Genomic DNA, 23,554 nt, shown 5'->3' on the forward strand with positions numbered 1-23,554 from the left:
ATGTCTGCTTCGTGTGGAGCCCTATCGCACAGGCACAGAGCCCCTTCAAGCGTCGAAAACAGACTGGCTTGAGGAGAAAATCGCCTCGATCAGCCTTTTCGGTTGCGCATCAGGGCTTCGAGATCGGCGTCTCCCCCGTCATGCAGCATCAGCCGCACATGGGCATAGAGGTCGCCGTGGCCGCCGGCTTTTTCCGGCAAACCCCTGCCCTTCAGGCGCAGAACCTTGTCCGAGCTCGACCATGCCGGAACGTTGACCGCGAGCTTGCCGGTCGGCGTCTCGACCGCGACTTTGGCGCCCAGCACCGCGTCGGCGAGATCGACGGGCAGGTCGACATGCAGGTCGCGACCCTCGATGCGATAGCGCGGATGGCGGCGGATATGGATCTTGACCAGCGCGTCGCCGGGCTGGCCTGGCCCCTGCTCACCCTGCCCCTTGAGCCGGATGGTCTGGCCATCCTCGACATAGGCCGGAAGCTTGACCGCCATCTTGCGGCCATCGGGGAACATCGCCGTCACCTTCTCGGCGGTGGCCGCCTCTTCGACGCTGATATCCAGCGTGACGTTCAAATCGGCAGCCTGGACAGGCTGGCGGCGGTCGCCCCTACCGGCGCCGCGAGCGCCCGAAAAGGTATCGCCGAAGATCTGGCTGAAAATGTCGCTGTTACCGTCGAACGGATCGCCACCCGGACGGCCGGTGCGGAATTCGAAATGGTGCGCACCGCCCGGGCCCTGCTGGCGGCGGAACCCGGCGAACGGATCGCCGCCGCCAGCCGTGCCCTCGAAGCCCTGGAATCTCGGCTTGCCGTCGGCGTCGATCTCGCCGCGATCGTAAGCGGCGCGCGTCTTCTCGTCGCCGACGATCTCGTATGCCTGGTTGGCGGCGGCAAAACGCTCCTTCGCCTTCGGATCATTCGGGTTCTGGTCCGGATGATGCTGCTTGGCGAGCTTGCGGTACGCCGATTTTATGTCCTTGGCCGATGCGTTTCTGGCAACGCCCAGCACTTCATAGGGGTCGCGCATGCTTCCTGCCTGAAAGAGAGAATGGGTCCACGGTTGCCCCCTATATGCGCTTGGATAGGAAGAAATTCCAGTGGCGCAAGTGGGATCGGCGAGCGAAAATCAGAGTGCCCCGAACTAAATCAGAGCGCCTTGAACTCTTGCATGCGCCAGCCGCCGGCGCCAGCCATGCAAAGCTCGCCCTTATACAAGGCAACGCCGTCGAAGCTCTCACGCGTAGCGGTGAAGCGACGGCAGCTGAGGCCGCCATCCTTGAGTTCCACCAGCTCGGTGATCGCGCCGCGTGAGCCGGTGCCGGCATTGGCCCATGGCACGGCCTGGCCGCCGAGCTCCTGGATGTCGGCGGAAGAGACCGCGTTGCCGATGGTGGTCTGGTCCGAATCCTTGTCGCTGCTTGCCGGCTGGGCAGGCGAATAAGGCGCGCTGGAGGTAATGATCGAGCGGTCGACTTCCGCCTTCTCGAGGCTGAAGCCGCCGGCGCCGCAACCTGCAAGGGGGAGCGCCAACGTCAGCAGCGCAGCCTTGGCACTGGCCGAAGCGATAACGCTCCATTGCCCGCTGTCAAAAGCTTGCGCAATACGCGACAATCGGCGAACTCCTCCCGCAATGTTAAAAGTTTGGAAAACTATGAACGAAACCGAGTTAACAAGCAGTGACTTCACCGAGGCGGCGGAGCCGTTCCGGCTTTTTGCCGCATGGCTGGAGGATGCCACCAAGAGCGAGCCCAACGACCCCAACGGCGTTGCGCTGGCAACCGTCGATGCCGACGGCATGCCGGATGTGCGGATGGTGCTGCTCAAGGGGTTCGACGAAAAGGGATTTGTCTTCTATACGAATTTCGAGAGCGCCAAGGGCCGCGAGATTCTTGGCAGCATGAAGGCGGCGATGTGCTTCCACTGGAAATCGCTGCGCCGCCAGGTGCGCGTGCGCGGGCCGGTGGAGATCGTCAGCGACGCCGAGGCCGATGCCTATTACGCGACGCGGCCGCGCGGCAGCCGCATCGGCGCCTGGGCCTCGAAACAGTCGCGGCCGCTGGAAAGCCGCTTCGCGCTGGAGAAGGCAGTGGCCGAGTACACCGCACGCTACGCGATCGGCGATATCCCGCGGCCGAAACACTGGTCGGGCTTCCGCATCCTGCCGCAGACGATCGAGTTCTGGCACGATCGACCGTTCCGGCTGCACGACCGCGTGGTCTTTTCGCGCAACGCCGCCGGCGACTGGGACAAGACCAGGCTGTATCCCTAATCTTTTTCCATCTGGAACAGCAGGAAATGCGGCCGCTCGCTGGCGACACCGACGGCCGGGCGTATCGATTTGGTCGCCTCCTTCGGGACCAGAAACGTCTCGCGCAGATTGAGCGTGTCACCGCTCTTGGCGCCGGAGAAGATCGCCGACGTGCAGGTCAGCACGTTGTCCGGCGCCTTCAGCGACACGACGGAAGTCGGCAACCAGCGCCGGCCGTCCTTGTCGATCAGCATCACCTTGCAGCCGAGCCATCGGTGCTGCAGATCGGGATCGCCGATGTTCACCGAGAAGTCGGCCAGCACCGGCACTGTATCCGGCGGCAGGTTCGCCATGCCGAAGGCGCCGCGCAGATCCGTCAGCTTCCAGTCGCTACCGCCGAAACGGGCGCTTTCGCCCCAGGCAACGCGGCGCGGGAAGAGGTCGTTGCCGCCAAGCAGTGCCTTGACGCTGTCATAGGACTCGATGGCCAGGCCCAGCGGGATGAGCAGGACAAGCGACCAAAGGCTGCGGCGGCGCCATTTCCGCTCGCTCGTCCTGCTCTCGCCATCCAGAACCTCTACCGTCATCCGCTACCCCCTCAGATCGGCTGCGCCATATCCAGCGTGCCGACCGTGCCGGGCGGCATGCCGTCGGGTCCAATGGCGACGGGCCCGAGCGATATCTCGGCTTGCGAGTCGAGCGCGGACATCAGCTTTTCCGAAATCAGCAAAGTGGCATCGCTGACCTCATCGGGCCGCAGCTCGAAGATCAGCTTCGCCTTCTTCGGCAGGCCGGGATCGATGGCCACGGGAAGGAGCCCATCGGCGAACGACAGCCGCTCGGTCTGGTCATAGGTCAGGCCGGTCGCCCCGCGCCAGGACGCGACCGCCACCGTCGTCGATTGCGCCCGCGCCGCGAACTCCACCGTGACAACAGCCCAGATGCCGCCGGTGGTCAGAACCTTGCTGTCGCCGAACCTGTCGACTTTCAGGTTGCGGGCGAATTCCACCTTTTCGGCCCGCACCTCGAAGCCGCGCCCGACGACCGTGTCGCCGAGCTTGCCGCGCGCCGGGATCGGTCCGATCAGGTCGCCGTAATGCGGCTTCGACACCTGCAGGCCGTAGCAGAGCGACACCGCGACGAGCAGCAGGACGATGTTGGCGAGCTTGCGCATCATGGCTGGATATCCGCTGTGCCGGGTCCGCTGCCAACGGGCAGCTTCAGCGTGCCGATCGGCGCAGGATTGAACCAGCCGGGCAGGCCGTAGAGGTTGTCGCGCTGCTTGTAGGTCTTGCGGATGACCGTCAGCTCGAGGCTCGCCGGCGCCGCCGCTCCGTCCGGCAGTTGCCAGATATAGGCCATGCGTTCCGGCATGCCGGGATGCAGTTCCGGCGACAGTGTGGAATCGCGCGTCAGCGCGATAAAGGGTTTCGTCGCCGCATCGACTGTCGTCTGGTTTGCCTGCAGGACGTCGAAATAGTCCTTTGTCGATTTGGCCGTCCGGTTGGTCATCTCGACCTCGAGGACGAGCGCCTTCGCGCCGGGCTTGAGCGGCACGCCGTAGAGATTCTCGCCTTCGGCGGCATAAGCCTTGAGCGGTCTCAGCAGCCATTCACCCGTTTCAATCTGGCTGGCCGGCGCCAGGGCAGGCAGCGGCTCGTGCCTTGCGCCGAATGCGCCCATGACACCGGCGACGGCAATCGCCGCCGCGCTGCCGATGCCGGCGACCAACAAAGCTTTCAGACGGGACCGGGCATTCTCAAGCATTCTGCGCCTTTACTTCCGCACCGCCCGGCGAGCCGGCCGGTTGAGCGTCTTCGCTGGTCCGGCGCTTCGGCAGCGCAAACGCCGTTTCGAGGATCGCGGCGAGGAAGCAAATCCTGAGCGGCTCGACAAGAATGCCGGTCGAGGAGTCCTGGAACGGGCTGCCGAAGAGCAGCGAGACGCCTTCGGAAAGCACCTGCCAGGTATCGAGCTGATGCGGGCCGATGAGGCGCGCCATGCCGAGCCATGCCCAGGCCGCCAACCAGTCGATCAGCCGGTAGCCGACGATCAGCGTGACGATGAGCACCACGCCCGAGCTCAGCGTGATGCGCACGCCGTTGGCGATCGGCAAATAGCGCGAGCGATAGCCGGAGATGAAATGCTCGGCGAAGTCGCGCAGGAATTTAGGGATGGCGCGGTAGCGCTCGCCAAAATGTTCGACGCGCCGGTGCATGCGCATCAGTTCCTTGTCGTCGCGCACGTCGTAGCCGTAGATCAGCGCGGCGAGCACCAGCCAGATCACCGGCAGGAGCATGTAGAAGAACAGGTTGACCAGCCTGGCGGTCGTGTCGATGGACGTGACTTCCACCGGGACCATGGGATCGGCGAAGGCGCTTGCGATCGGATTGGCCATGCCGTCCGCCGCGGCCTGCAGGACGGAAAAGAAATTGCGGCTCATGATCCAGCCGACGGCCTCGTCCTTCCAGCGCGAGATCACATAGAGACCGATGAAGATCCAGTTGGTCTCGCAGATGACCACGACGATCTGCCAGAAGGAGCGCGATGCGCCGCGCGCCTGCACCATGATGGCGAAGCGCCTTATTAGCCAGGAGATGACGACCGAAACAATCAGCCAGCGCGAATCGAGCACATCGAGAACATTGCCCGCCCCTTCGCCGAAGGGCGCCATGTCGAGCGCGACGCGGGAATATTGCCGCACCGTGTCGCCGAGAAAGCCCCAGGCGGCGTAGTAGGCAAAGAAGGGCAGCAGCGCGACGGTGACCATGCGCGCCAGCCGCGCGCCACCGTTGCGCTGCTCACTGGCGCTTTCGCCACGCGCCGCCTGCTGCGCGGCGCGTGTCGCCGGCAGGGCCGGCAGCAGCGTCTGGAACATGGCGACGGTGACGATGAGCTGCGTCAGCGCGACCAGCGTCAGCAGGGCGAGCCCGGCCATGTGATTGACAAGGGCGGTGCGCGCGGCAAGCTGCATGAACAGGTCGCCGAACACGATGCCCAACAGCACCATGGCGACCAGTTGCGGCCAGAAGCGCCACCAGAGCTTGAAGGTCAGCGCCAGCGGCTTTGCGGCATCGGCAAGCATGTCGAGGCGTTCAATGCGTCAATGCAAGCCCCGGATTGTTTTCAAAGCTTGCACATCGACGGCAATGTTGCGGGCCATGTCCTCTCCACCGACCGGGCCCCCGCCCGCAAGATTTGTCAGATAGGGGGTGAAGACCCGTGTGTACAGACAAAAATCGCGCCAGACGCGAGTTTCCCCTGGACAAGGCACAACCTGCCCGTGCCGAAATCAGGTCGCCTTCTTGCGCGTCATGAAAGCCGTGAGCGCGGCGCGCGCCTCGTCGGACTTCAGCCGCTCATGGAAATGCTCGCTTTCTACCTTGATGCGGGCGACGAGTTCTTCCCGCGGTTCACGCATCAGGTCGCGGGCGATCTTCAGCGCCTGCGGCGGCTTGGCGGCGATCTCATTGGCAGCGGCGAGCACCGCGCCTTCCAGCGCGTCTTCCGCGACCACCTCATAGATCAGTCCGGCGGCCTTGGCGCGCTCTGCCGAAAAACCTTCGCCGAGCCCAAGCAACGCGAAGGCGCCCTGCCGGCCGAGGGTCTGCGGCGCCAGCAGGCTTGACCCGGCTTCAGGCACCAGACCAAGATCGACGAAGGGCGTGCGGAAGAGCGTGCGCGGCGTGGCGAACGTCAGGTCGCAATGCAAATTGAGCGTGGTGCCGATGCCGACCGCGATGCCGTCGACGCCCGAGACCATCGGCTTCTCAGCCTTGGCCAGCGCCATGAGGAAATCCCAGACCTCGTTGCCGCCCTCGCCGCCGGTGGCAATGACCAGGAAGTCGGCAAGATCGTTGCCGGATGAAAAGGCGCCCGGAACGCCGAGGAAGACATGGACGCGAACCGCCGGATCGGCGTCACCTCCGGCAAGAGCGGCCGACATTTTCGCGTACATGGCGCGCGTCAGCGCATTCTTCTTGTCGGGACGGTTCATGCGGATGATCTGCACTGCGCCCCGGCGCTCGATGAGGATATGGTCGGTCACGGTCGGTCCTTTGGATGTTCAGGCGGAGATCAGCGCCTTCCCGGCGGCGGCGAGGCTGTCGGCGCCTCCGATGACGCGCTCCTTCAGGGCGCGCGTCTCGCCGAGCAGGTTTTCGGCGAAGAAGCGGCAGAGCGCGATGCGGCCACGGTCGGCCAGCCCGCCTTGCGCGAGATAGGCGCCGCCGGCGGCGAGCGAGATCAGGCGCAGATAGGGCGTGGCGCCGGCCAAGGCGGCGTCGGCCTTGCCGTCGGCCATCAGCTTCTGCAGGAAGCGGGTCGCTTCGTCGAGATCAGTGAGCGCACGATCGAGATTGTCGGCGGTGCGCCCAAAACCCTCGATGTTGGAGGTGCGCACGCCGTCGGCCACCGCTTTCAGCTCGCCGATATAGCGATGGACATGCTCGCCGCCGCCGAGCGGCAGTTTTCGCGAGACGAGGTCGATCGCCTGGATGCCGTTGGTGCCTTCATAGATCGGCGCGATGCGGGCATCGCGATAAAGCGCGGCAGCGCCCGTCTCCTCGATGAAACCCATGCCGCCATGCACCTGCAGCCCAAGCGATGCAACCTCGACGCCGACATCGGTCGAGAAAGCCTTGGCCAAGGGCGTGAGCAGATTGGCGCGGTCGCGCCAATTGGCGGCTGCCTCGCGCTCGGCGACGCGCGCGCGGTCGATGGCGTGCGCGCAGGAATAAGCGATGGCGCGTGCGATCTGGGTCAGCGCCCGCATGGTCAAAAGATTGCGCTGCACGTCCGGGTGATGAATGATCGGCGCCATGCCTGAGCCGGCATAGTCCGAGGCTTTGCCCTGGCGGCGCTCATTGGCATAGGCGATCGCCTTCTGCGTCGCGGTCTCGGCCACCGCCACGCCCTGCATGCCGACGGCAAGGCGGGCGTTGTTCATCATGGTGAACATGCAGGCGAGCCCCTTGTTCTCCTCGCCGATCAGCCAGCCGATGGCGCCGGGCGCCGCGCCCGAAAAACCGTCGCCATAGATCATGGTGCAGGTCGGCGAGGCGTGGATGCCGAGCTTGTGCTCGAGGCCGGAACAGAAGACGTCGTTGCGCGCGCCGAGCGAGCCGTCGTCATCGACCAAAAATTTCGGCACCAGGAACAGCGAGATGCCGCGCGTGCCGGCCGGCGCGTCGGGCAACCTCGCCAGCACCATATGCACGATGTTGTCGGTGAAATCGTGCTCGCCATAGGTGATGAAAATCTTCTGGCCGAAAATGCGATAGGTGCCGTCGCCGGCGGGCTCGGCGCGGGTGCGTAGCGCTGCCAGGTCCGAGCCGGCCTGCGGCTCGGTCAGGTTCATCGTGCCCATCCACTCGCCGGAGACGAGCTTGGCGAGATACTTCGCCTTGAGCGCCTCCGAGGCGTGCTTGTCGAGAGCTTCCACCGCGCCCATGGTGAGCGTCGGGCCGATGCCGAAGGCCATGGCAGCCGAGTTCCACATTTCGAGCGCGGCGACGGCGAGCATCGTGGGCAAGCCCTGGCCGCCGAATTCCTCCGGCCCGGACAGCGCGTTCCAGCCGCCCTCGATCCAGCGCCGGTAAAGCTCCTTCCAGCCGGGCGGCGTGGTGACGGCGGCGTCTTTCAGCACCGCGCCGTGCTCGTCGCCGATCTTATAGAGCGGGGCCACTTCCTCGCTGGCGAAGCGACCGGCCTCGGCCAGGATCGCGTCGACCAGATCTTCGCCGAGATCGCCGAAGGTGCCTGCCTCCAGCGCCGGCTTCAGGCCGGCGACGTGCTTCAACGTGAAGGCGATGTCCTCGACCGGTGCGCGATACATGTTCCTGCTCCTCCTCCGTTCCGGCCAACCGTAGTCGTGCGGCCGAAGCGAGGCCATCCACCTTTGGGTCGGCCAAGCACCTTCTTTTTACGTAAACGTCAAACTTTGTCACGCGGATTTTGCAAGCGTAGACTTCGTCATCCACGGGCGGAGCGGGAGCGAAGCGGACGCGTAGACCCGAGGATCCATTCCGTAACATTGCGCGAAAGGTGCAGCGGAGCAGATTCTGGATCGTAGAAAACGCCTTAACGTCACGGAATGGATCCTATGGTCTGCGCTGCGTCGCTCCGCTCCTTGCTCCGCCATAGGATGACGAGATCGCGAAGGCTTTGGCCAATTTTCAAGGCTGCTATCACGTCTCAAAATTTCGCAACATGAAACTACAGCCTGCTGGTATGATCTGCCGAGGCAGATCACAGACAGATTGGACCGGAGCATCATGCTTGCCAGACCCGACGCCTATCGCTGCATCGAATGCGGCCTCCCCTATCGGGCCACGGGCTTCTGGTATCATGAGGGCAAGATGGAGCATGGACCGGCCTATTGGTCGGATCGCGGTATATTATGCTCGCCGCAATGCTCGCTGGCGCATCACAAGAAGCGCGCGGCCGAAGGCACGTTGGCACAGGAGCCGGCGCCCGATCCGTTCGAGGTGCAGTCGCTGTTTCGTCGCTAAGCGCATATCTCGGTGACCGTGATGCCAACCCAACAAACTCGAATCCAGAAGACTTCAATCATCCGCCTGTCGGTCAAAGATCAGCGCGTCCTGATGGAAGTGATTCTCAATCCGCCCGAGCCCAATTGCGCGCTGCGTAAGGCTGCCGAAGCCTACAAACGGCTGGTCGTCGAATCCCGGTAAAGTCTGTATCGACCATTCGCGTCATCTGATCTGCGCGCCTCAGTAGCTTCGGGCTTTGAAAGCACTTCCTTAACCATAGCGGTTCAGGATCGTCCCCTGGTCAGTGGGGACACCCTGATTGAAAAAGCCGGCGCGCCCTCTTCGCCGCCTGGCGCTTCTCGCGGCTGCGGTTGCGCTGGGCACGGCGGCAAAGGCCTCGGATTTCTCCGAGCCGTGGAAGAACGCCGACCGCGCGCTGGTGATCGACGCCTACGAATACAACACGATCGACTGGGCGCAGCTTGCCACCGACAAGCGCATCGTAGGCTTCATCAACAAGGCCTCGGACGGGCTGCCGCCGCCCTATTTCTGCTTCGGCGGTGAGACCGACGTCAAACTCTGCAAGGCGCTGTGGAAGCGCTATGCGGTGACGCGCGAACTGTTCCAGACGCGCAAGGTGGTGGCCAAGGCGCTCGGCCTGAAATGGGGCGCCTATCATCTTGCCCGCCCCGGCAATCCGGTCGAGCAGGCGAACAACTTCGTCGATTTCGCCGAGCCGGCGCCGGACGATCTCATTGCCCTCGACATCGAGGGCATCGACCCCACGCAATGGATGTCGCTCGAGGATGCGGAAGAATTCGTGCGCCAGGTGCATCGCCGCCTCGGCCGCTTCCCGGTGCTCTACTCAAACGGCAAGACCGCCCAGTACATCGCCGACAACCGCTACACTTACCGGCTGCTCTCCAGGCTGCCGCTCTGGTATGCGCGCTACAAGCCGGACATCGACGTGCATTTCCCGATGGGCAACTGGCAGGGCTACGCGCTCTGGCAGTTCTCGGCGAAGGCGAATTGCGGCCGCTTCAGTTGCCCTTATCGCGTGCCGGGCACGCCCAACGACATCGACGTCAGCGTCGCGCCGATGAAGGCGGAAGAATTGCGCCAGCAATGGGCCTTTGGCGGGCTGATCGATGTGCCGCCGGATTACCTGGCCTCTATCCCGGTGCCGATCCCGCGTGAAGCAGGCCTCGCCGGCAAGGTCACCATCACTTATGCCGACGTCGCGACGCCGCCGACCATCGAGGAACTGGTCGCGGTGCTCGGCGCGCGCTGGGTGAAATTCCGCGACGGTTTTCGTATGCCGGTGGTGAAGACGGTGCCGCAGCGCCCGGGTTTCGGCATCGTCCAGTATGTCGCCTGGAAGCGGGCCGGGCAGCGCACCCCCGAACAGCTCGACGCCGCCTTCGCCGCGGCCGATCCGGTCAGCACCGCATCGACGACAGCCGATCGCAGCCGGCGCTGACTCTCAGCGATGGTTGCTCAGGCTGGCATACATGCCGGTGGTGCGAAACTGCGTAGGCGTGATGCCGTAGGCACGGCGGAAAACCTTGGAGAAGTAATTCGCGTCCTCGAAGCCGCACAGCACGGCGACCTCCTTCACCGGCAGGAAATCGGCTTTGGTCAGGAGCTTCGCCGCGCGCTGCAGCCGTTGCTGCAGAACGAACTCGGCCGGCGGCAAGCCTTCGCTCTCGGCGAAGCAGCGCGAGAAATGGGCGCGGCTGAGGCCGCTGATTTCGACCAGCTCCGCCACCGGCAGCGGCTTGTCGAGATTGGCGTTGATGTGATCGATGACCGGCTGCATGGCGCTCTGCTTTTCGGCGAAAGCGTGCGAGCCGAAGACATCGTCGTAGAGCGCCATCGCCGCCTCATAGGCGATGGCCGATGCCGCGCCCGGCGAAGCGGCTCCCTTGATGAGACGCAGGCTGCAATCGGCAAGGTGATCGACGGTGGCCGGCTGCAGCCGGAACACGGGCCCTGAGACGCTCAAGATGGATTTGTGGATGCGCAGCGCCTCCTCGCCGTTCATCGAGATCCAGAAATATTCCCAGCGGTCGCCCTTGGCCAACCAATAGCGATGGTTGTGCGGCACCAGCACCAGCAGCGTGTCGTTCGCCTGCAGGCGATAGTTGCGGCTTTCGTAGCGCAATTGGCCGGTGCCGCTGATCGTATGCTGGAGCACGGTGAACGGGGTCTGGCCGCGCTTTCGCCCGTCCCAGTCATAGGTCTCGTCCTCGCGCACCTCATAGCCGGTGCTGGTCGGCATGGCATGCAGGCGCTGGCGGCCGCGCGGCAGCGAGATCGTGCGCATCAACTTTCCATTGGCGATCAGGTCCCGCAGCACAAAATTACCCTCGAAAGCATAATCCTTCTCTGGCCGCGCCGGCGAATAAGCGCATAATCAGGCCCTCAAGAACGGGAATGACCCGCGGTCGAGGAGCGGGCGGGAGGAGAAAAAGCCGGATTTCCGGCTTTGATTGGCACGCGCGCCATGGCGCGCGGCCAAATCCTCCCTTGCTGCTCCTTGCCTAGCATTTGATCGGATCGAGGTGAAGGTGATGAGCTTCAAAATCGCTATTATCGGCGCCGGCAGCGTCGGATTCACCAAGAAGCTGTTCACCGACATTCTGTGCGTGCCGGAGTTCAAGGACATCGAATTCGCGCTGACCGATGTCAGCGAGCACAATCTCGGGATGATCAAGGCGATCCTCGACAGGATCGTGGAAGCAAACAATTTGCCGACCAAAGTGACGGCGACCACGAACCGCCGCGAGGCGCTGGAGGGCGCGCGCTACGTCATCAGCTGCGTGCGCGTAGGCGGCCTCGAAGCCTATGCCGACGACATCCGCATTCCGCTCAAATATGGCATCGACCAATGCGTCGGCGACACGATCTGCGCCGGCGGCATCCTATACGGCCAGCGCAACATTCCGGTGATCCTCGACTTCTGCAAGGACATCCGCGAGGTCGCCGACACGAACGCCAAATTCCTGAATTATGCCAACCCGATGGCGATGAACACCTGGGCGGCGATCGAATACGGCAAGGTCGACACGGTCGGCCTCTGCCATGGCGTCCAGCACGGCGCCGCGCAGATCGCCGAGGTGCTCGGCGCGAGATCGCCCAGGGAGCTCGACTATGTCTGCTCCGGCATCAACCACCAGACCTGGTTCATCGAGTTGCGGCTGAACGGCCGGCCGATCGGCAAGGACGAATTGATCGCCGCCTTCGAGGCGCATCCGGTCTATTCGAAGCAGGAAAAGCTGCGCATCGACGTGCTGAAGCGTTTTGGGGTCTATTCGACCGAAAGCAACGGCCACCTGTCGGAATATCTGCCCTGGTATCGCAAGCGCCCCGACGAGATCACGCGCTGGATCGACATGTCCGACTGGATCCATGGCGAGACAGGCGGCTATCTGCGCTACTCGACCGAAACCCGCAACTGGTTCGAAACGGAATATCCGCAGTTCCTCGAAGCGGCATCGAAGCCGATCGACCCGGCCAAGCGCTCCAACGAGCATGCCAGCCACATCCTCGAAGCGCTGGAAACGAACCGCGTCTATCGCGGCCACTTCAACGTCAAGAACGATGGCGTGATCACCAACCTGCCGCAGGACGCCATCATTGAATCGCCCGGCTTCGTCGACCGTTTCGGCATCAACATGGCGGCCGGCATCACGCTGCCGGAGGCCTGTGCCGCCACCTGCATGTCCTCGATCAACGTCCAGCGCATGTCGGTGCATGCCGCGATCGCCGGCGACATCGACCTGCTCAAGCTCGCTGTGCTGCACGATCCGCTGGTCGGCGCGGTGTCGACGCCGGAGGAGGTCTGGCAGATGGTGGACGAAATGGTCGTCGCCCAGGCCGCCTGGCTGCCGCAATACGCGCATGCCGTTCCGGCGGCCAAAGAGCGGCTTTCGAAATCGAAGGTCAAGACCCGCGAATGGGCGGGGGCTGCGCGGCGAAGCGTGCGCTCGATCGAGGAATTGCGCGCCGAAAAGGCGGCTTTGAAACAGGCCGGCTGAGATCCGGGGCAGGTACGCGGACGCGCAGGAGGACGTCCGCCAAAATCAGCCGTCCGGAACAAGAGGCGGGCAGCAGCAGGCGTCCAAACAACTGGGAGGAGACGATGAGGACCTTACGCAGAATTGGCTTTGCCGCCGGACTGGCGATGAGCGTTGCCGTTCCGGCACACGCTTTCGCATCCGAGCCGACGATCCCGCCCGAGCCGGCGACGTTCCCGGCCGAGGGCAAGATCAACTATGTGGCGCGCGACTCCATCCTGGAGTTCAAGGCGCTGCCCGAATACCACGAGCCGGACTGGGTGACGGAGAAATACGTCAAGGCCGGCAAGCTGCCGCCGGTCAAGGACAGGCTGCCGAAGGAGCCGCTGGTCTTCAAGACCGCCAACATGCCGGACGGCGTCGGCGTCTATGGCGACACGATGCGCCATGTCATCGGCGGCCGGCCGGAAGGCTGGAACTATGGCGCCGGCCAGACACAAGGCTGGGGCGGCATCGACATCGGCCTTTCCGAATGCCTGACGCGCACGGCGCCGCTGTTCCAGGTCGAGGCCAAAGACACCGAGCCGCTGCCGAACCTCGCCAAGAGCTGGGATTGGTCCAGCGACGGCCACAAGCTGACCATGCATCTGATCGAAGGCGCCAAATGGTCCGACGGCGCGCCCTTCAACGCCGACGATGTCATGTTCTACTGGGACGATGAAGTCGTCGACCCCAACGTCTCGCCGCTGAACGGCGCGACGCCGGAAACCTTCGGCGTCGGCACGACGCTGAAGAAAATCGACGACTACACCGTCGAGTGGACGTTCAAGGAGGCCTTCCCGAGGCAATATCTCTATGCGATGGCCTATGGCACCTTCTGCCCCGGTCCGTCGCACATATTGAAGCCGCAGCATCCGAAATATTCGAAGAACACCTACGATCAGTTCAAGAATGCCTTCCCGCCCGAATACATGAACATGCCGGTGATGGGCGCCTGGGTGCCGGTCGAATACCGGCCGGACGACATCATCGTCATGCGCCGCAACCCCTATTATTGGAAGGTCGACGAGAAGGGCAACCAGCTGCCCTATCTCAACGAGCTGCAATACAAGCTCTCGACCTGGGCCGATCGAGACGTCCAGGCGGTGGCGGGCTCGGGCGATTTCTCCAATCTGGAGCAGCCGGAGAATTTCGTCGCTTCGCTGAAGCGCGCAGCGGACGCGAACGCGCCGGCAAGGCTCGCTTTTGGGCCGCGGCTGATCGGCTACAATCTGCGTATGAACTTTTCCGCCAATGGCTGGGGCAATCCCGACGAGCGCGGCCAGGCGCTCCGCGACCTGAACCGCAACGAGGATTTCCGCAAGGCCATCACCATGGCGCTCGACCGCAAGGCGCTGGGCGACTCGCTGGTCAAGGGTCCGTTCACCGCGATCTATCCCGGCGGCTTCTCGTCCGGCACCAGCTTCTATGACCGCAAGTCGACCGTCTACTATCCCTTCGATCTCGAAGGCGCCAAGGCCGAGCTCGCCAAGGCTGGTCTCAAGGACACGGACGGCGACGGTTTCGTGAACTTCCCGGCCGGCACCGCGGGCGGCAAGAATGTCGAGATCGTGATGCTGGTCAACAACGACTACACGACAGACAAGAGCCTTGCCGAAGGCGTGGTCGCGCAGATGGAGAAGCTGGGCTTGAGGGTCGTGCTCAACGGCCTCAACGGCACGCAGCGCGACGCTTCCCAGTATGCCGGCCGCTTCGACTGGCTTATCCGGCGCAACGACCAGGAGCTGACGTCGGTCGTGCAGAACACTGAGCAACTCGCGCCGGTCGGCCCGAAGACCAGCTGGAACCACCGCGCGCCGGAAAGCGGCGAGGTCGACCTGATGCCGTTCGAGAAGGACCTCGTCGACATCGTCAACAAGTTCGTCTCGACGCAGGACAACGACCAGCGCGCCGGGCTGATGCGGGATTTCCAGAAGATCTCGACCGAGCATGTCTACAATGTCGGCCTGACGGAATATCCGGGCGCGCTGATCATCAACAAGCGCTTCTCCAACATTCCGCAGGGCACGCCGATCTTCATGTTCAACTGGGCCGAGGATTCGATCGTCCGCGAACGCGTCTTCGTCGCGGTCGACAAGCAAGCCAAGTATGAGCTCTTCCCCGAGGAGCTTCCCGGCAAACCGGGTGACAAGGGTCCGATGTAAGGTTTACCTCCCTGACGAAGACAGTCCGGCCGCGTCGCGGCGCGGCCGGACAAACGAAACTTCCGAACGCACCCGAGGGAGCGACCGGCCAGACAAAGGAAGCGGACCGTCCATGCTGCGATTCCTGCTCATGCGCATAGCGTCGGCGCTTCCCGTCCTCGCAATCTTAAGCCTAGTCACCTTCGCCATCATCCAGGCGCCGCCCGGCGACTATGCCGACTACATCCGCTCGCAGTTGATCAACCAGGGCGGAGCCTCCTACGCCGAGGCCGAAGCGCAGGCCCAGGCTTACCGTGTCGAACACGGCCTCGATAAGCCATTGCCCGTCCAGTATCTCAACTGGATCGGCGGCATCGTCACCCGCGGCGATTTCGGCTACAGCCTCTACTACAACAAGCCGGTCGCCGATGTGGTCGGCGAGCGCCTGCCGCGCACGCTGCTTCTGGCGCTTGTCTGTCACCTGCTCGCCTCGGTGCTGGGCATAACCTTCGGCATATGGGCGGCGACCCGGCAATACTCCTGGATCGACTCCACACTTTCGGCCATCTCCTTCCTCGGCATGACGGTGCCGCGCTTCCTGATGGCGCTGATCATCGTCTATCTGCTGGTCTTCCAGTTCAACGTATCGGAGATCGGCTCGTTCTTCTCGCCGCAATATGGCGGCGCGCCGTGGTCGTGGGCGAAATTCGTCGATCTCGTCAAACATGTCTGGCCGGTGGTGGCGATCGCGACCTTCGGCGGGCTCGCCTACAACATGCGCGTCATGCGCGGCAATCTGCTCGACACGCTGAACGCGCAATATGTCGAGACGGCAAAGGCCAAGGGCCTGACCGGCGGCGCCGTGGTGATGCGCCATGCCGTGCCCAACGCGCTGCACCCGCTGGTCATGTATCAGGGCGTGGTGCTGCCCTACATGCTCACCGGCGAGATCGAGACGGCGATCATCTTCGCGCTGCCCACCGTCGGTCCGGCGATCGTCGGCTCGATGGCGGTGGGCGACGTCTATGTGACGGCAACGTTCATGATGGTGCTGTCGGCTACGCTGATCGTCGGCAACATCATCGCCGACATGCTGCTTGCGCTGCTCGATCCGCGCGTGCGCCAGTTCGGAGAGCACTAGATGCTGGCGCGCGATCCCTCACCCCCACCATTGCCGGCCGAAGGCGTCGCCGTTGCTGAGCCCGCGCACGGCAATGAGAGCTACATCGCGCTGGTGTGGCGCCGGCTGAAGCGCTCCTGGACTGGTATGGCCGGGCTTTGCCTGGTCGTGCTGCTGCTGGCGATGGCGGTCTTCGCGGAATTCCTGGCGCCTCTAGACCCGAAGGCGACCGATATCGCCTTCGCGCCGCCGGAAGTGCCAAGCTTCCATGACAAGGACGGCAATTTCACCGCGCGGCCGAGGATCTATGCGCTGGCCGAGTCGGCCGACCTCGACCCGGTCACTTTCCAGCCGATCGTCGGCCCGGACTACGATCATCCGCGGCTGCTCGGCTTCTTCGTCGAGGGCGCTCCCTACAAGCTCCTCGGGCTGATCCCGGCGAACCGGCACTTCTTCGGCTCTATGGACGGCCAACCGGTGCATTTCCTCGGCACCGACAAGTTCGGCCGCGACGTGCTTTCGCGCGCCATCCATGGTTCGCGCGTCTCGCTGATGATCGCGCTCACCGTCGTCTTCATCATCACCGTTATCGGCACCACCGTCGGCATGGTCTCCGGCTATTTCGGCGGCCGGTTCGATGTCTGGATGCAGCGCTTCGTCGAGCTTATGCTCGCCTTCCCGCAGTTGCCGCTTTATCTGGCGCTGACGACGCTGATCCCGGTCACCGCGCCGACCAACGTCTTCCTCGCCTTCGTCATCATCGTCATGTCGGCGCTGGGCTGGGCGCAGATGTCGCGCGAGGTGCGCGGTAAGACGCTGGCGCTGGCGCGCATCGACTATGTGCGCGCCGCCATGGCGGTCGGCGCCACCGACCGGCGCATCATCATGCAGCACATCTTTCCCAATGTGATGAGCCACGTCATCGTCGCCGTGACGCTGGCGATCCCAACGGTGGTGCTGCTCGAATCCTTCCTCGGCTTCCTTGGCTTCGCGGTGAAGCCGCCGCTGATCTCCTGGGGCCTGATGCTGCAGGACACCGCGACCTACTCGGTCATCGGCACCTATCCCTGGATTCTCTCGCCGGTCGGCTTCGTGCTGATCACCGTCTTTGCCTTCAACGCGCTGGGCGATGGCCTGCGCGATGCCGTCGATCCCTATTGAGGTGGCTGGATGACGACCGTCGCGCTCGCCGAATCCTTCGCTCCCGCCGTCAGGCACGACCACAATGGCCGCCATGACCAACCCGTCATCGACGCTCGCAACATTGAGGTCGCCTTCAAGGTCGAGCACGGCACCGTCGAGGCGGTCAAGGACGTCTCGTTCCAGCTCTATCGCGGCGAGACGATCGCGATCGTCGGCGAATCCGGCTCCGGCAAGTCGGTGACGGCGAGAACCGTCATGGGGCTGCTGTCGCGGCGCGCGACGGTGTCGCCGCGGTCGAGCGTCGACTATCACGGGCAGAATGTCCTGAAATTCTCCGAGAGCGCCCGGCGCAAGCTGCGCGGCAACCGCATCTCGATGATCTTCCAGGAGCCGATGAGCTCGCTCAACCCGATCTACACGGTCGGCAGCCAGATCGTCGAAGCGATCCGCGTGCATCGCAAGGTGAGCCGCAAGGAGGCCTGGGCGCGAGCGCTCGAGCTTTTGCGGCATGTGCAGATTCCCGAGCCGGAGGCGCGGCTCAAGCAATATCCGCATCAGCTTTCCGGCGGCCAGCGCCAGCGTGTGATGATCGCCATGGCCTTGGCCAACGATCCCGACGTGCTGATCGCCGACGAACCGACCACAGCGCTCGACGTCACGGTGCAGGCGCAGATCCTGAACCTGATCCGCAACCTGCAAAAGGAACTGCGGATGGCGGTGATACTGATCACCCACGACCTCACCGTGGTGCGCAAATTCTCCGACTACGTCTATGTCATGCAGCATGGCGAGATGCGCGAGCACAACGTCACAGAGCGGCTCTTCGCCGAGCCGCGGCATCCCTATACGCAGCGGCTGCTGGCTTCCGAGCCGCGCGGGCGACCGAAATCGTTGCCCGAAGGCAGCGGCACGATTCTCGAAGCGAGCGGCGTTCGCGTCTGCTTCACGCTGCGCCACGGTTCTTTCCTCAAGCCCGACTGGCGCGAGCTGGTCGCGGTCGACGACCTCGACCTGAAGCTCTGCCGCCACGAGACGCTGGGGCTGGTCGGCGAATCCGGCTCCGGCAAGACCACTTTCGGCCAGGCGCTGCTCAGGCTGCTGGACGCCAGGCGCGGCGAGATCCGCTTCGACGGACAGCCGATCGAGAGCCTGTCGCGGGCCGAGATGCGGCCGCTGCGCTCGCGCATGCAGATCGTCTTCCAGGACCCCTTCTCCTCGCTCAACCCGCGCATGACGATCGGCCAGATCATCGAGGAAGGACTGGTGGTCAACCGGCTAGGCGCGACGCGGCGCGAGCGGATCGAGCGGGTGCGCGAGGCGCTGGTCAGCGCCGGCATGCCCGGCGATATCCTGTCGCGGTTTCCGCACGAATTCTCCGGCGGGCAACGGCAGCGCATCGCGATCGCGCGGGCCATCGCGCTGGAGCCCGAATTCATCCTGCTCGACGAGCCGACATCGGCGCTCGACCTTTCGGTGCAGGCGCAGATCATCGACCTGTTGCGTAAGCTGCAGGACGAGCGCGGCCTGAGCTATCTGTTCATCTCGCACGACCTCAAGGTGGTGCGGGCGCTCTGCCACCGTGTCATCGTCATGCAGCACGGCAAGATCGTCGAACAGGGACCCGTCGACGAGGTCCTCACCAATCCCAAGACCGCCTACACCGAACGGCTCGTCAGGGCCGCCTTCGACGTGGCGTGACCATATGCCGGAGGTTCATAGTGACTAGAAATCCCAAGATCACGTTCATCGGCGCCGGCTCGACGGTGTTCATGAAGAACATCGTCGGCGACGTGCTGCAGCGGTCGGCGCTGTCGGGCGCGACGATCGCGCTGATGGACATCAACCCGCAGCGGCTGGAAGAAAGCGCCATCGTCGTCAACAAGCTGATCGCGACGCTCGGCGTGAAGGCCAAGGCCGAGACCTATTCCGACCAGCGCAAGGCGCTCTCCGGCGCCGACTTCGTCGTCGTCGCCTTCCAGATCGGCGGCTACGAGCCCTGCACCGTCACCGACTTCGAGGTGCCGAAGAAGTACGGCCTGCGCCAGACGATCGCCGACACGCTCGGCGTCGGCGGCATCATGCGGGGCTTAAGGACCGTGCCGCATCTGTGGAAGATCTGCGAGGACATGCTCGCCGTCTGCCCGGAGGCGATCATGCTGCAATACGTCAACCCGATGGCAATCAACACCTGGGCGATCGCGGAAAAATATCCCCAGATCAAGCAGGTCGGGCTCTGCCATTCGGTGCAGGGCACGGCGATGGAATTGGCGCACGATCTCGACCTTCCCTATGAGGAGATCCGCTACCGCTCGGCCGGCATCAACCACATGGCCTTTTATCTCAAGTTCGAGCATCGCCAGCCCGACGGCTCCTATCGCGACCTCTATCCGGATCTCGTCCGCGCCTATCGCGAAGGGCGGGCGCCGAAGCCGGGCTGGAATCCGCGTTGCCCGAACAAGGTGCGCTACGAGATGCTGACCCGGCTCGGCTATTTCGTCACCGAAAGCTCGGAGCATTTCGCCGAGTACACGCCCTATTTCATCAAGGACGGCCGCCCCGACCTGATCGAGAAATACGGCATTCCGCTCGACGAATATCCAAAGCGCTGCATCGAGCAGATCGAGCGCTGGAAGGGCCAGGCGGAGGCCTATCGCTCAGCCGACCGGATCGAGGTCGAGCAATCCAAGGAATATGCCTCATCGATCATGAATTCGGTGTGGACCGGCGAGCCGTCGGTGATCTACGGCAATGTCCGCAACAATGGCTGCATCACTTCGCTGCCCGCCGATTGCGCGGCGGAAGTGCCGTGCCTGGTCGATGCCTCCGGCATCCAGCCGACCTATATCGGCGAATTGCCGCCGCAGCTCACGGCGCTGATCCGCACCAACATCAACGTGCAGGAGTTGACGGTGCGGGCACTGATGACGGAAAACCGCGACCACATCTACCACGCGGCGATGATGGACCCGCACACCGCGGCCGAGCTCGATCTCGACCAAATCTGGTCGCTTGTCGACGATCTCATCGCCGCTCACGGCGACTGGCTGCCGACGTGGGCACGCGGCGGGCGCAAGAGCCAAGCTGCCTGATCAGGCGCCGGCCTGCTCGCGCTCGACGGCGCGCCAGCCGATGTCATGGCGGAAGAAGCCCTGCGGCCAATCGATACGGCCGATGGCCGCATAAGCCTTCTTCTGCGCCTCGCCGACCGTGGCGCCGGTTGCCGTAACGTTGAGCACGCGGCCGCCATTGGCGACCAGCGCACCGCCATTGATGGCGGTGCCGGCATGGAAGATCTCGGCGCCTTCGCCTGCGGCCTCATCGAGACCACGGATGACCGAACCCTTTTCCGGCGTGCCGGGATAGCCCCTCGCCGCCATCACCACGGTCAGCGCCGCCTCGTCGCTCCAGCGCGCCGACATATGCGCGAGCTGGCCATCGACGGCGGCGTTGAGCAGGACGAGCAGATCGTCCTTCAGCCGCATCATCAGCACCTGGCATTCGGGATCGCCGAAGCGGGTGTTGTATTCGATCAGCTTCGGCCCGCTGTCGGTGATCATCAGTCCGGCAAACAGGATGCCGGCGAAGGGCGCGCCGAGATTGGCCATGCCGCGCATGGTCGGCTCGATGATCTCGCGCATGGTGCGCTCGGTCATTTCCGCCGTCATGACCGGCGCCGGCGAATAGGCGCCCATGCCTCCGGTGTTCGGGCCGGTATCGCCGTCGCCGACGCGCTTGTGGTCCTGCGCGGTGCCGAAGGGCAGCGCGGTGGCGCCGTCGCAGAGGCAGAAGAAGCTCGCCTCCTCGCCGGTCAGATATTCCTCGACGACCACCTCGGCGCCGGCGGCGCCAAAAGCGCCATCGAAACAGGCCTCGAGCGCGGCCAGCGCCTCCTCCAACGTCATGGCGATGGTGACGCCCTTGCCGGCGGCGAGCCCGTCGGCCTTGATGACGATCGGCGCGCCGGTCTTCTCGACATAGGCTTTGGCCGAGGCGAGGTCGCCGAAGCGGCCATAGGCGGCGGTCGGGATGTTGAATTTCGCGCAAAGGTCCTTGGTGAAACCCTTCGAGCCTTCGAGCCGCGCCGCCGCCTTCGACGGACCGAACACGCGGATGCCCCAGGCGCGCAGGTCGTCGGCAATGCCGGCGACCAGCGGGCCCTCCGGACCGACCACGACGAGATCGATCTTCTTCTCCTGGCAGAAGGCGGCGACAGCGGAATGGTCGGCGACGTCCAGCTTCACAAGTTCGGCGACGCTGCCGATGCCGGGATTGCCGGGCGAGGCATAGAACCTGGTCAGTAGCGGCGAGGCGGCGATCTTCCAGGCAAGCGCATGCTCGCGGCCGCCCGAACCGAGAAGAAGAACGTTCATGGCCACCTCTTGCTGATCGTCTCCCTGCACCCGCTATTGGTCCGCGGGCGACGGGTCAAGGCGTCTTGGCGTTTTGGTGGCGATTGCATACGGGAACATGGCCCGCATCAAGACGTGATGGGGCCCGTGCCTGACGGGCTCCGGACAATCAGCTTCGGAAAACGACGGGGAACCAGTCCTCGCGCAGTTTCTGGCCGGGCTTCATGTCGTGGCCCGGATAGGGCGGCGAGGTGCGGCCTGGACGCTCGACATAACGCGCGTCGTCGCCGACCCAGCGCAGCGACAGCGCACGACGCCTGGCCGAGGTCATGTTGCCGCGCGCGCCGTGGGCGGTGCGAAAGTCGAACAGGATGGCGTCGCCCGGCTCCATCTCCCATTCGAGCACTTTCATCGACGGATCGTTGTCGGGATCGGGCACCGGCAGGTAGTCGCCTTCGCCGGCATAGAAGTTGCTGTCGTTCAACCAGCGCACCGGCAGGACCATTTTTTCCCATTTGTGCGAGCCGGCAATCAACCTGAGCGTCGCCTCCTTCACCGGATCGATCGGGATCCAGAAGCTCACCGTCTGGCTGCCGTCGACGAAATAATAGGGAATGTCCTGGTGCCAGGGCGTCGGCTTCTGCGTGCCAGGCTCCTTGACCAGCACATGGTCGTGGAAGAATTGCGCGCTGCGCGACTGCATGACGGCGGCCGCCAGCTCGGCGGCAGGCGATTCGCGCACGATCCTGACGAATTCCGGAATGCGCTCCCAGTTGCAGTAGTCGTCGAAGAAGCTGCCTTTGCCGCCGGCAATGTCGGAGGCGGTGGCGCTGCGGTTTTGCATGTTGCGCTCGATGCCGTCGGCGATGATTTCGACCCAATCCTTGAACGCGCCGCGGATGCAGACCGCGCCATCGCGCTGGTAATCGGCAATCGTTCCGGCATCGATTTTTGGGCTGGTCATCGCGCTCTCCTTGGGCTGATGCCTGACTATCGCAGGCGCCAAATATCGAGTAAAATAATAACTTCTCATTGCGCTTATAGTTTTACTCTATGGCTTTGACTCTCACCCAGCTGCGCTATCTCGTCGCCGTCGCGCGCTATGGCAGCGTCACCATGGCCGCCAGGGCGCTGAATGTGTCGCAGCCTTCGATCTCGGTGGCGATCGACAACGTCGAGGATGCGCTCGGCCAAAAATTGTTCGTGCGTCAGCGCGGCAGCGGCATCGCGCTGACGTCGTTCGGCCGATGCGCCGTGGCCAAGGCGAGGCAGGTGCTGGCCGAGGCGGATGAATTGGCCGCGCTCGGATCGCGCGAGGCCGATGTCGGCGGCGAGCTGGTGCTCGGCTGCTTCGAGGATTTGGCGCCCTATTTCGCGCCGGCGCTGATCCGTTCGTTTTCCGAACGCTGCCCCTCGGTGACCGTCATTGTCCGCGACGAGACCTTCGAGACGCTTGGACGACGACTGGCCGACTGCGCGGTAGATCTCGGCCTGACCTACGATCTCGGCCTGCCGGCGCATTTTGCGCGCATCCTTTTGCATGAGCTGCGGCCGCATGCGCTGCTGCCGGCCGGTCACGTGCTGGCGGACCAGCGGACCGTCAGCCTGGCGGATCTCGCTGCTCACCCGCTGATCACGACCGAGCAGCCGCACAGCTGGCAGCATATGCTCGACCTTTTCTTAAGCCGCGGCCTCTCGCCCGTCGCCCAGACGGCGACAAGCTCGTTCGAGCTGCAGCGCTCCATGGTGGCCAACGGCTTCGGTGTCGCGGTGAGCTACACCAGACCGCATGGCGACATGAGCTATGACGGCCTGCCGCTGGTCTGCAAGCCGCTCTCCGATCCGCTGCCGATGCAGCGCATCATCCTGACCCATGACACCCGCCAGCGCCTGCCGAAGGCGGCGCTCGCCTTCATAGACGTCGCAAAAGTCTGGTTCGCCAGTCACGATGTTTTCACCGGCTGAGCGACAACGCGGCCGCTTGACGCCGCTCATCGCTGCTG

The 23,554-nt window shown here is 64.1% G+C and carries 22 protein-coding genes; 11 read left to right on the top strand and 11 right to left on the bottom strand.

All coding sequences use genetic code 11. The annotated features are described in order from the left end of the window. Positions 1–89 precede the first annotated feature (89 nt). The gene (locus AC4FWB_RS05355; RefSeq protein ID WP_491024764.1) at positions 90–1,022 is read right to left on the bottom strand and encodes a DnaJ C-terminal domain-containing protein; all 933 of its coding nucleotides are present in this window, start codon (positions 1,020–1,022) and stop codon (positions 90–92) included. 119 nt (positions 1,023–1,141) lie between these two features. Continuing rightward, positions 1,142–1,606 (bottom strand): RT0821/Lpp0805 family surface protein, encoded by a 465-nt coding sequence (locus tag AC4FWB_RS05360; protein WP_491024765.1) that lies wholly within the window; start codon positions 1,604–1,606, stop codon positions 1,142–1,144. 40 nt (positions 1,607–1,646) lie between these two features. Between AC4FWB_RS05360 and pdxH the strand changes: the two genes are divergently transcribed. Next, positions 1,647–2,264 carry a pyridoxamine 5'-phosphate oxidase gene (pdxH, locus tag AC4FWB_RS05365; protein ID WP_491024766.1) on the top strand — a complete coding sequence of 206 codons (618 nt, stop codon included), beginning with the start codon at positions 1,647–1,649 and terminating at the stop codon, positions 2,262–2,264. On the opposite strand, the gene AC4FWB_RS05370 is transcribed toward pdxH, so the two are convergent. From AC4FWB_RS05370 to AC4FWB_RS05395, 6 genes are all read right to left on the bottom strand, one after another. Further along, complete coding sequence (locus tag AC4FWB_RS05370; RefSeq protein WP_491024767.1) at positions 2,261–2,830, bottom strand: hypothetical protein; 570 nt, start codon at positions 2,828–2,830, stop codon at positions 2,261–2,263. The two genes, pdxH and AC4FWB_RS05370, sit on opposite strands and share 4 nt — an antisense overlap. Before the next feature lie 11 nt (positions 2,831–2,841). After that, positions 2,842–3,420 carry a hypothetical protein gene (locus AC4FWB_RS05375; protein WP_491024768.1) on the bottom strand — a complete coding sequence of 193 codons (579 nt, stop codon included), beginning with the start codon at positions 3,418–3,420 and terminating at the stop codon, positions 2,842–2,844. Next, entirely contained in the window at positions 3,417–4,010 is a 594-nt protein-coding gene (locus AC4FWB_RS05380; RefSeq protein ID WP_491024769.1) for a hypothetical protein, read from the bottom strand. The genes AC4FWB_RS05375 and AC4FWB_RS05380 overlap by 4 nt, the downstream gene beginning before the upstream one ends. Further along, a complete protein-coding gene (locus AC4FWB_RS05385) occupies positions 4,003–5,328 on the bottom strand; it encodes a hypothetical protein (protein WP_491024771.1) in 1,326 nt (441 codons plus the stop codon). Before AC4FWB_RS05385 ends, AC4FWB_RS05380 begins: the two co-directional genes overlap by 8 nt. Before the next feature lie 207 nt (positions 5,329–5,535). After that, positions 5,536–6,291 carry a crotonase/enoyl-CoA hydratase family protein gene (locus AC4FWB_RS05390; protein WP_491024772.1) on the bottom strand — a complete coding sequence of 252 codons (756 nt, stop codon included), beginning with the start codon at positions 6,289–6,291 and terminating at the stop codon, positions 5,536–5,538. Positions 6,292–6,309: 18 nt separating this feature from the next. Then, positions 6,310–8,079, bottom strand: a complete 1,770-nt coding sequence (locus AC4FWB_RS05395) for an acyl-CoA dehydrogenase family protein (protein WP_491024773.1) — start codon at positions 8,077–8,079, stop codon at positions 6,310–6,312. Positions 8,080–8,518: 439 nt separating this feature from the next. Between AC4FWB_RS05395 and AC4FWB_RS05400 the strand changes: the two genes are divergently transcribed. From AC4FWB_RS05400 to AC4FWB_RS05410, 3 genes are all read left to right on the top strand, one after another. After that, complete coding sequence (locus AC4FWB_RS05400; protein WP_491024774.1) at positions 8,519–8,755, top strand: hypothetical protein; 237 nt, start codon at positions 8,519–8,521, stop codon at positions 8,753–8,755. Between the two features lie 21 nt (positions 8,756–8,776). After that, positions 8,777–8,938 carry a type II toxin -antitoxin system TacA 1-like antitoxin gene (locus AC4FWB_RS05405; protein WP_491024855.1) on the top strand — a complete coding sequence of 54 codons (162 nt, stop codon included), beginning with the start codon at positions 8,777–8,779 and terminating at the stop codon, positions 8,936–8,938. A gap of 118 nt (positions 8,939–9,056) precedes the next feature. Beyond that, entirely contained in the window at positions 9,057–10,217 is a 1,161-nt protein-coding gene (locus AC4FWB_RS05410) for a glycoside hydrolase family 25 protein (protein ID WP_491024775.1), read from the top strand. A gap of 3 nt (positions 10,218–10,220) precedes the next feature. Here the strand turns inward: AC4FWB_RS05410 and AC4FWB_RS05415 are convergent, their stop codons facing one another. Next, a complete protein-coding gene (locus AC4FWB_RS05415; RefSeq protein ID WP_491024776.1) occupies positions 10,221–11,063 on the bottom strand; it encodes an AraC family ligand binding domain-containing protein in 843 nt (280 codons plus the stop codon). Between the two features lie 247 nt (positions 11,064–11,310). On the opposite strand from AC4FWB_RS05415, the gene AC4FWB_RS05420 reads away from it, so the two are divergent. The 6 genes from AC4FWB_RS05420 (at position 11,311) to AC4FWB_RS05445 (ending at position 20,291) form a co-directional block, all read left to right on the top strand. Next, positions 11,311–12,777 carry an alpha-glucosidase/alpha-galactosidase gene (locus tag AC4FWB_RS05420; RefSeq protein WP_491024777.1) on the top strand — a complete coding sequence of 489 codons (1,467 nt, stop codon included), beginning with the start codon at positions 11,311–11,313 and terminating at the stop codon, positions 12,775–12,777. Positions 12,778–12,881: 104 nt separating this feature from the next. After that, positions 12,882–14,960, top strand: a complete 2,079-nt coding sequence (locus AC4FWB_RS05425) for an ABC transporter substrate-binding protein (RefSeq protein WP_491024778.1) — start codon at positions 12,882–12,884, stop codon at positions 14,958–14,960. A gap of 112 nt (positions 14,961–15,072) precedes the next feature. Continuing rightward, complete coding sequence (locus tag AC4FWB_RS05430) at positions 15,073–16,080, top strand: ABC transporter permease (protein WP_127221424.1); 1,008 nt, start codon at positions 15,073–15,075, stop codon at positions 16,078–16,080. Further along, positions 16,081–17,220, top strand: a complete 1,140-nt coding sequence (locus tag AC4FWB_RS05435) for an ABC transporter permease (RefSeq protein ID WP_491024779.1) — start codon at positions 16,081–16,083, stop codon at positions 17,218–17,220. A 9-nt stretch (positions 17,221–17,229) separates the two neighbouring features. Next, entirely contained in the window at positions 17,230–18,900 is a 1,671-nt protein-coding gene (locus AC4FWB_RS05440) for an ABC transporter ATP-binding protein (RefSeq protein ID WP_491024780.1), read from the top strand. Positions 18,901–18,920: 20 nt separating this feature from the next. Next, the gene (locus tag AC4FWB_RS05445; RefSeq protein WP_491024782.1) at positions 18,921–20,291 is read left to right on the top strand and encodes an alpha-glucosidase/alpha-galactosidase; all 1,371 of its coding nucleotides are present in this window, start codon (positions 18,921–18,923) and stop codon (positions 20,289–20,291) included. Here AC4FWB_RS05445 and purD read toward each other — a convergent pair whose 3' ends face one another. After that, a complete protein-coding gene (purD, locus tag AC4FWB_RS05450; protein WP_491024783.1) occupies positions 20,292–21,572 on the bottom strand; it encodes a phosphoribosylamine--glycine ligase in 1,281 nt (426 codons plus the stop codon). Between the two features lie 148 nt (positions 21,573–21,720). After that, positions 21,721–22,515: a phytanoyl-CoA dioxygenase family protein gene (locus AC4FWB_RS05455; protein ID WP_491024784.1), complete on the bottom strand. Its 795-nt coding sequence runs from the start codon at positions 22,513–22,515 to the stop codon at positions 21,721–21,723. Positions 22,516–22,604: 89 nt separating this feature from the next. Between AC4FWB_RS05455 and AC4FWB_RS05460 the strand changes: the two genes are divergently transcribed. Further along, entirely contained in the window at positions 22,605–23,516 is a 912-nt protein-coding gene (locus AC4FWB_RS05460) for a LysR family transcriptional regulator (RefSeq protein ID WP_491024785.1), read from the top strand. Positions 23,517–23,554: the final 38 nt, after the last annotated feature.

The organism is Mesorhizobium sp. LEGMi-168a (genome assembly GCF_058312955.1).

Excerpts from the sequence above, each read along its gene's own strand:
- AC4FWB_RS05355 (WP_491024764.1), bottom strand. The coding sequence starts at position 1,022 with ATGCGCGACCCCTATGAAGTGCTGGGCGTTGCCAGAAACGCATCGGCC.
- pdxH (WP_491024766.1), top strand. The coding sequence starts at position 1,647 with ATGAACGAAACCGAGTTAACAAGCAGTGACTTCACCGAGGCGGCGGAG.
- AC4FWB_RS05370 (WP_491024767.1), bottom strand. The coding sequence starts at position 2,830 with ATGACGGTAGAGGTTCTGGATGGCGAGAGCAGGACGAGCGAGCGGAAA.
- AC4FWB_RS05375 (WP_491024768.1), bottom strand. The coding sequence starts at position 3,420 with ATGATGCGCAAGCTCGCCAACATCGTCCTGCTGCTCGTCGCGGTGTCG.
- AC4FWB_RS05380 (WP_491024769.1), bottom strand. The coding sequence starts at position 4,010 with ATGCTTGAGAATGCCCGGTCCCGTCTGAAAGCTTTGTTGGTCGCCGGC.
- AC4FWB_RS05385 (WP_491024771.1), bottom strand. The coding sequence starts at position 5,328 with ATGCTTGCCGATGCCGCAAAGCCGCTGGCGCTGACCTTCAAGCTCTGG.
- AC4FWB_RS05395 (WP_491024773.1), bottom strand. The coding sequence starts at position 8,079 with ATGTATCGCGCACCGGTCGAGGACATCGCCTTCACGTTGAAGCACGTC.
- AC4FWB_RS05400 (WP_491024774.1), top strand. The coding sequence starts at position 8,519 with ATGCTTGCCAGACCCGACGCCTATCGCTGCATCGAATGCGGCCTCCCC.
- AC4FWB_RS05405 (WP_491024855.1), top strand. The coding sequence starts at position 8,777 with ATGCCAACCCAACAAACTCGAATCCAGAAGACTTCAATCATCCGCCTG.
- AC4FWB_RS05415 (WP_491024776.1), bottom strand. The coding sequence starts at position 11,063 with ATGCGCACGATCTCGCTGCCGCGCGGCCGCCAGCGCCTGCATGCCATG.
- AC4FWB_RS05420 (WP_491024777.1), top strand. The coding sequence starts at position 11,311 with ATGAGCTTCAAAATCGCTATTATCGGCGCCGGCAGCGTCGGATTCACC.
- AC4FWB_RS05425 (WP_491024778.1), top strand. The coding sequence starts at position 12,882 with ATGAGGACCTTACGCAGAATTGGCTTTGCCGCCGGACTGGCGATGAGC.
- AC4FWB_RS05430 (WP_127221424.1), top strand. The coding sequence starts at position 15,073 with ATGCTGCGATTCCTGCTCATGCGCATAGCGTCGGCGCTTCCCGTCCTC.
- AC4FWB_RS05435 (WP_491024779.1), top strand. The coding sequence starts at position 16,081 with ATGCTGGCGCGCGATCCCTCACCCCCACCATTGCCGGCCGAAGGCGTC.
- AC4FWB_RS05440 (WP_491024780.1), top strand. The coding sequence starts at position 17,230 with ATGACGACCGTCGCGCTCGCCGAATCCTTCGCTCCCGCCGTCAGGCAC.
- purD (WP_491024783.1), bottom strand. The coding sequence starts at position 21,572 with ATGAACGTTCTTCTTCTCGGTTCGGGCGGCCGCGAGCATGCGCTTGCC.
- AC4FWB_RS05455 (WP_491024784.1), bottom strand. The coding sequence starts at position 22,515 with ATGACCAGCCCAAAAATCGATGCCGGAACGATTGCCGATTACCAGCGC.
- AC4FWB_RS05460 (WP_491024785.1), top strand. The coding sequence starts at position 22,605 with ATGGCTTTGACTCTCACCCAGCTGCGCTATCTCGTCGCCGTCGCGCGC.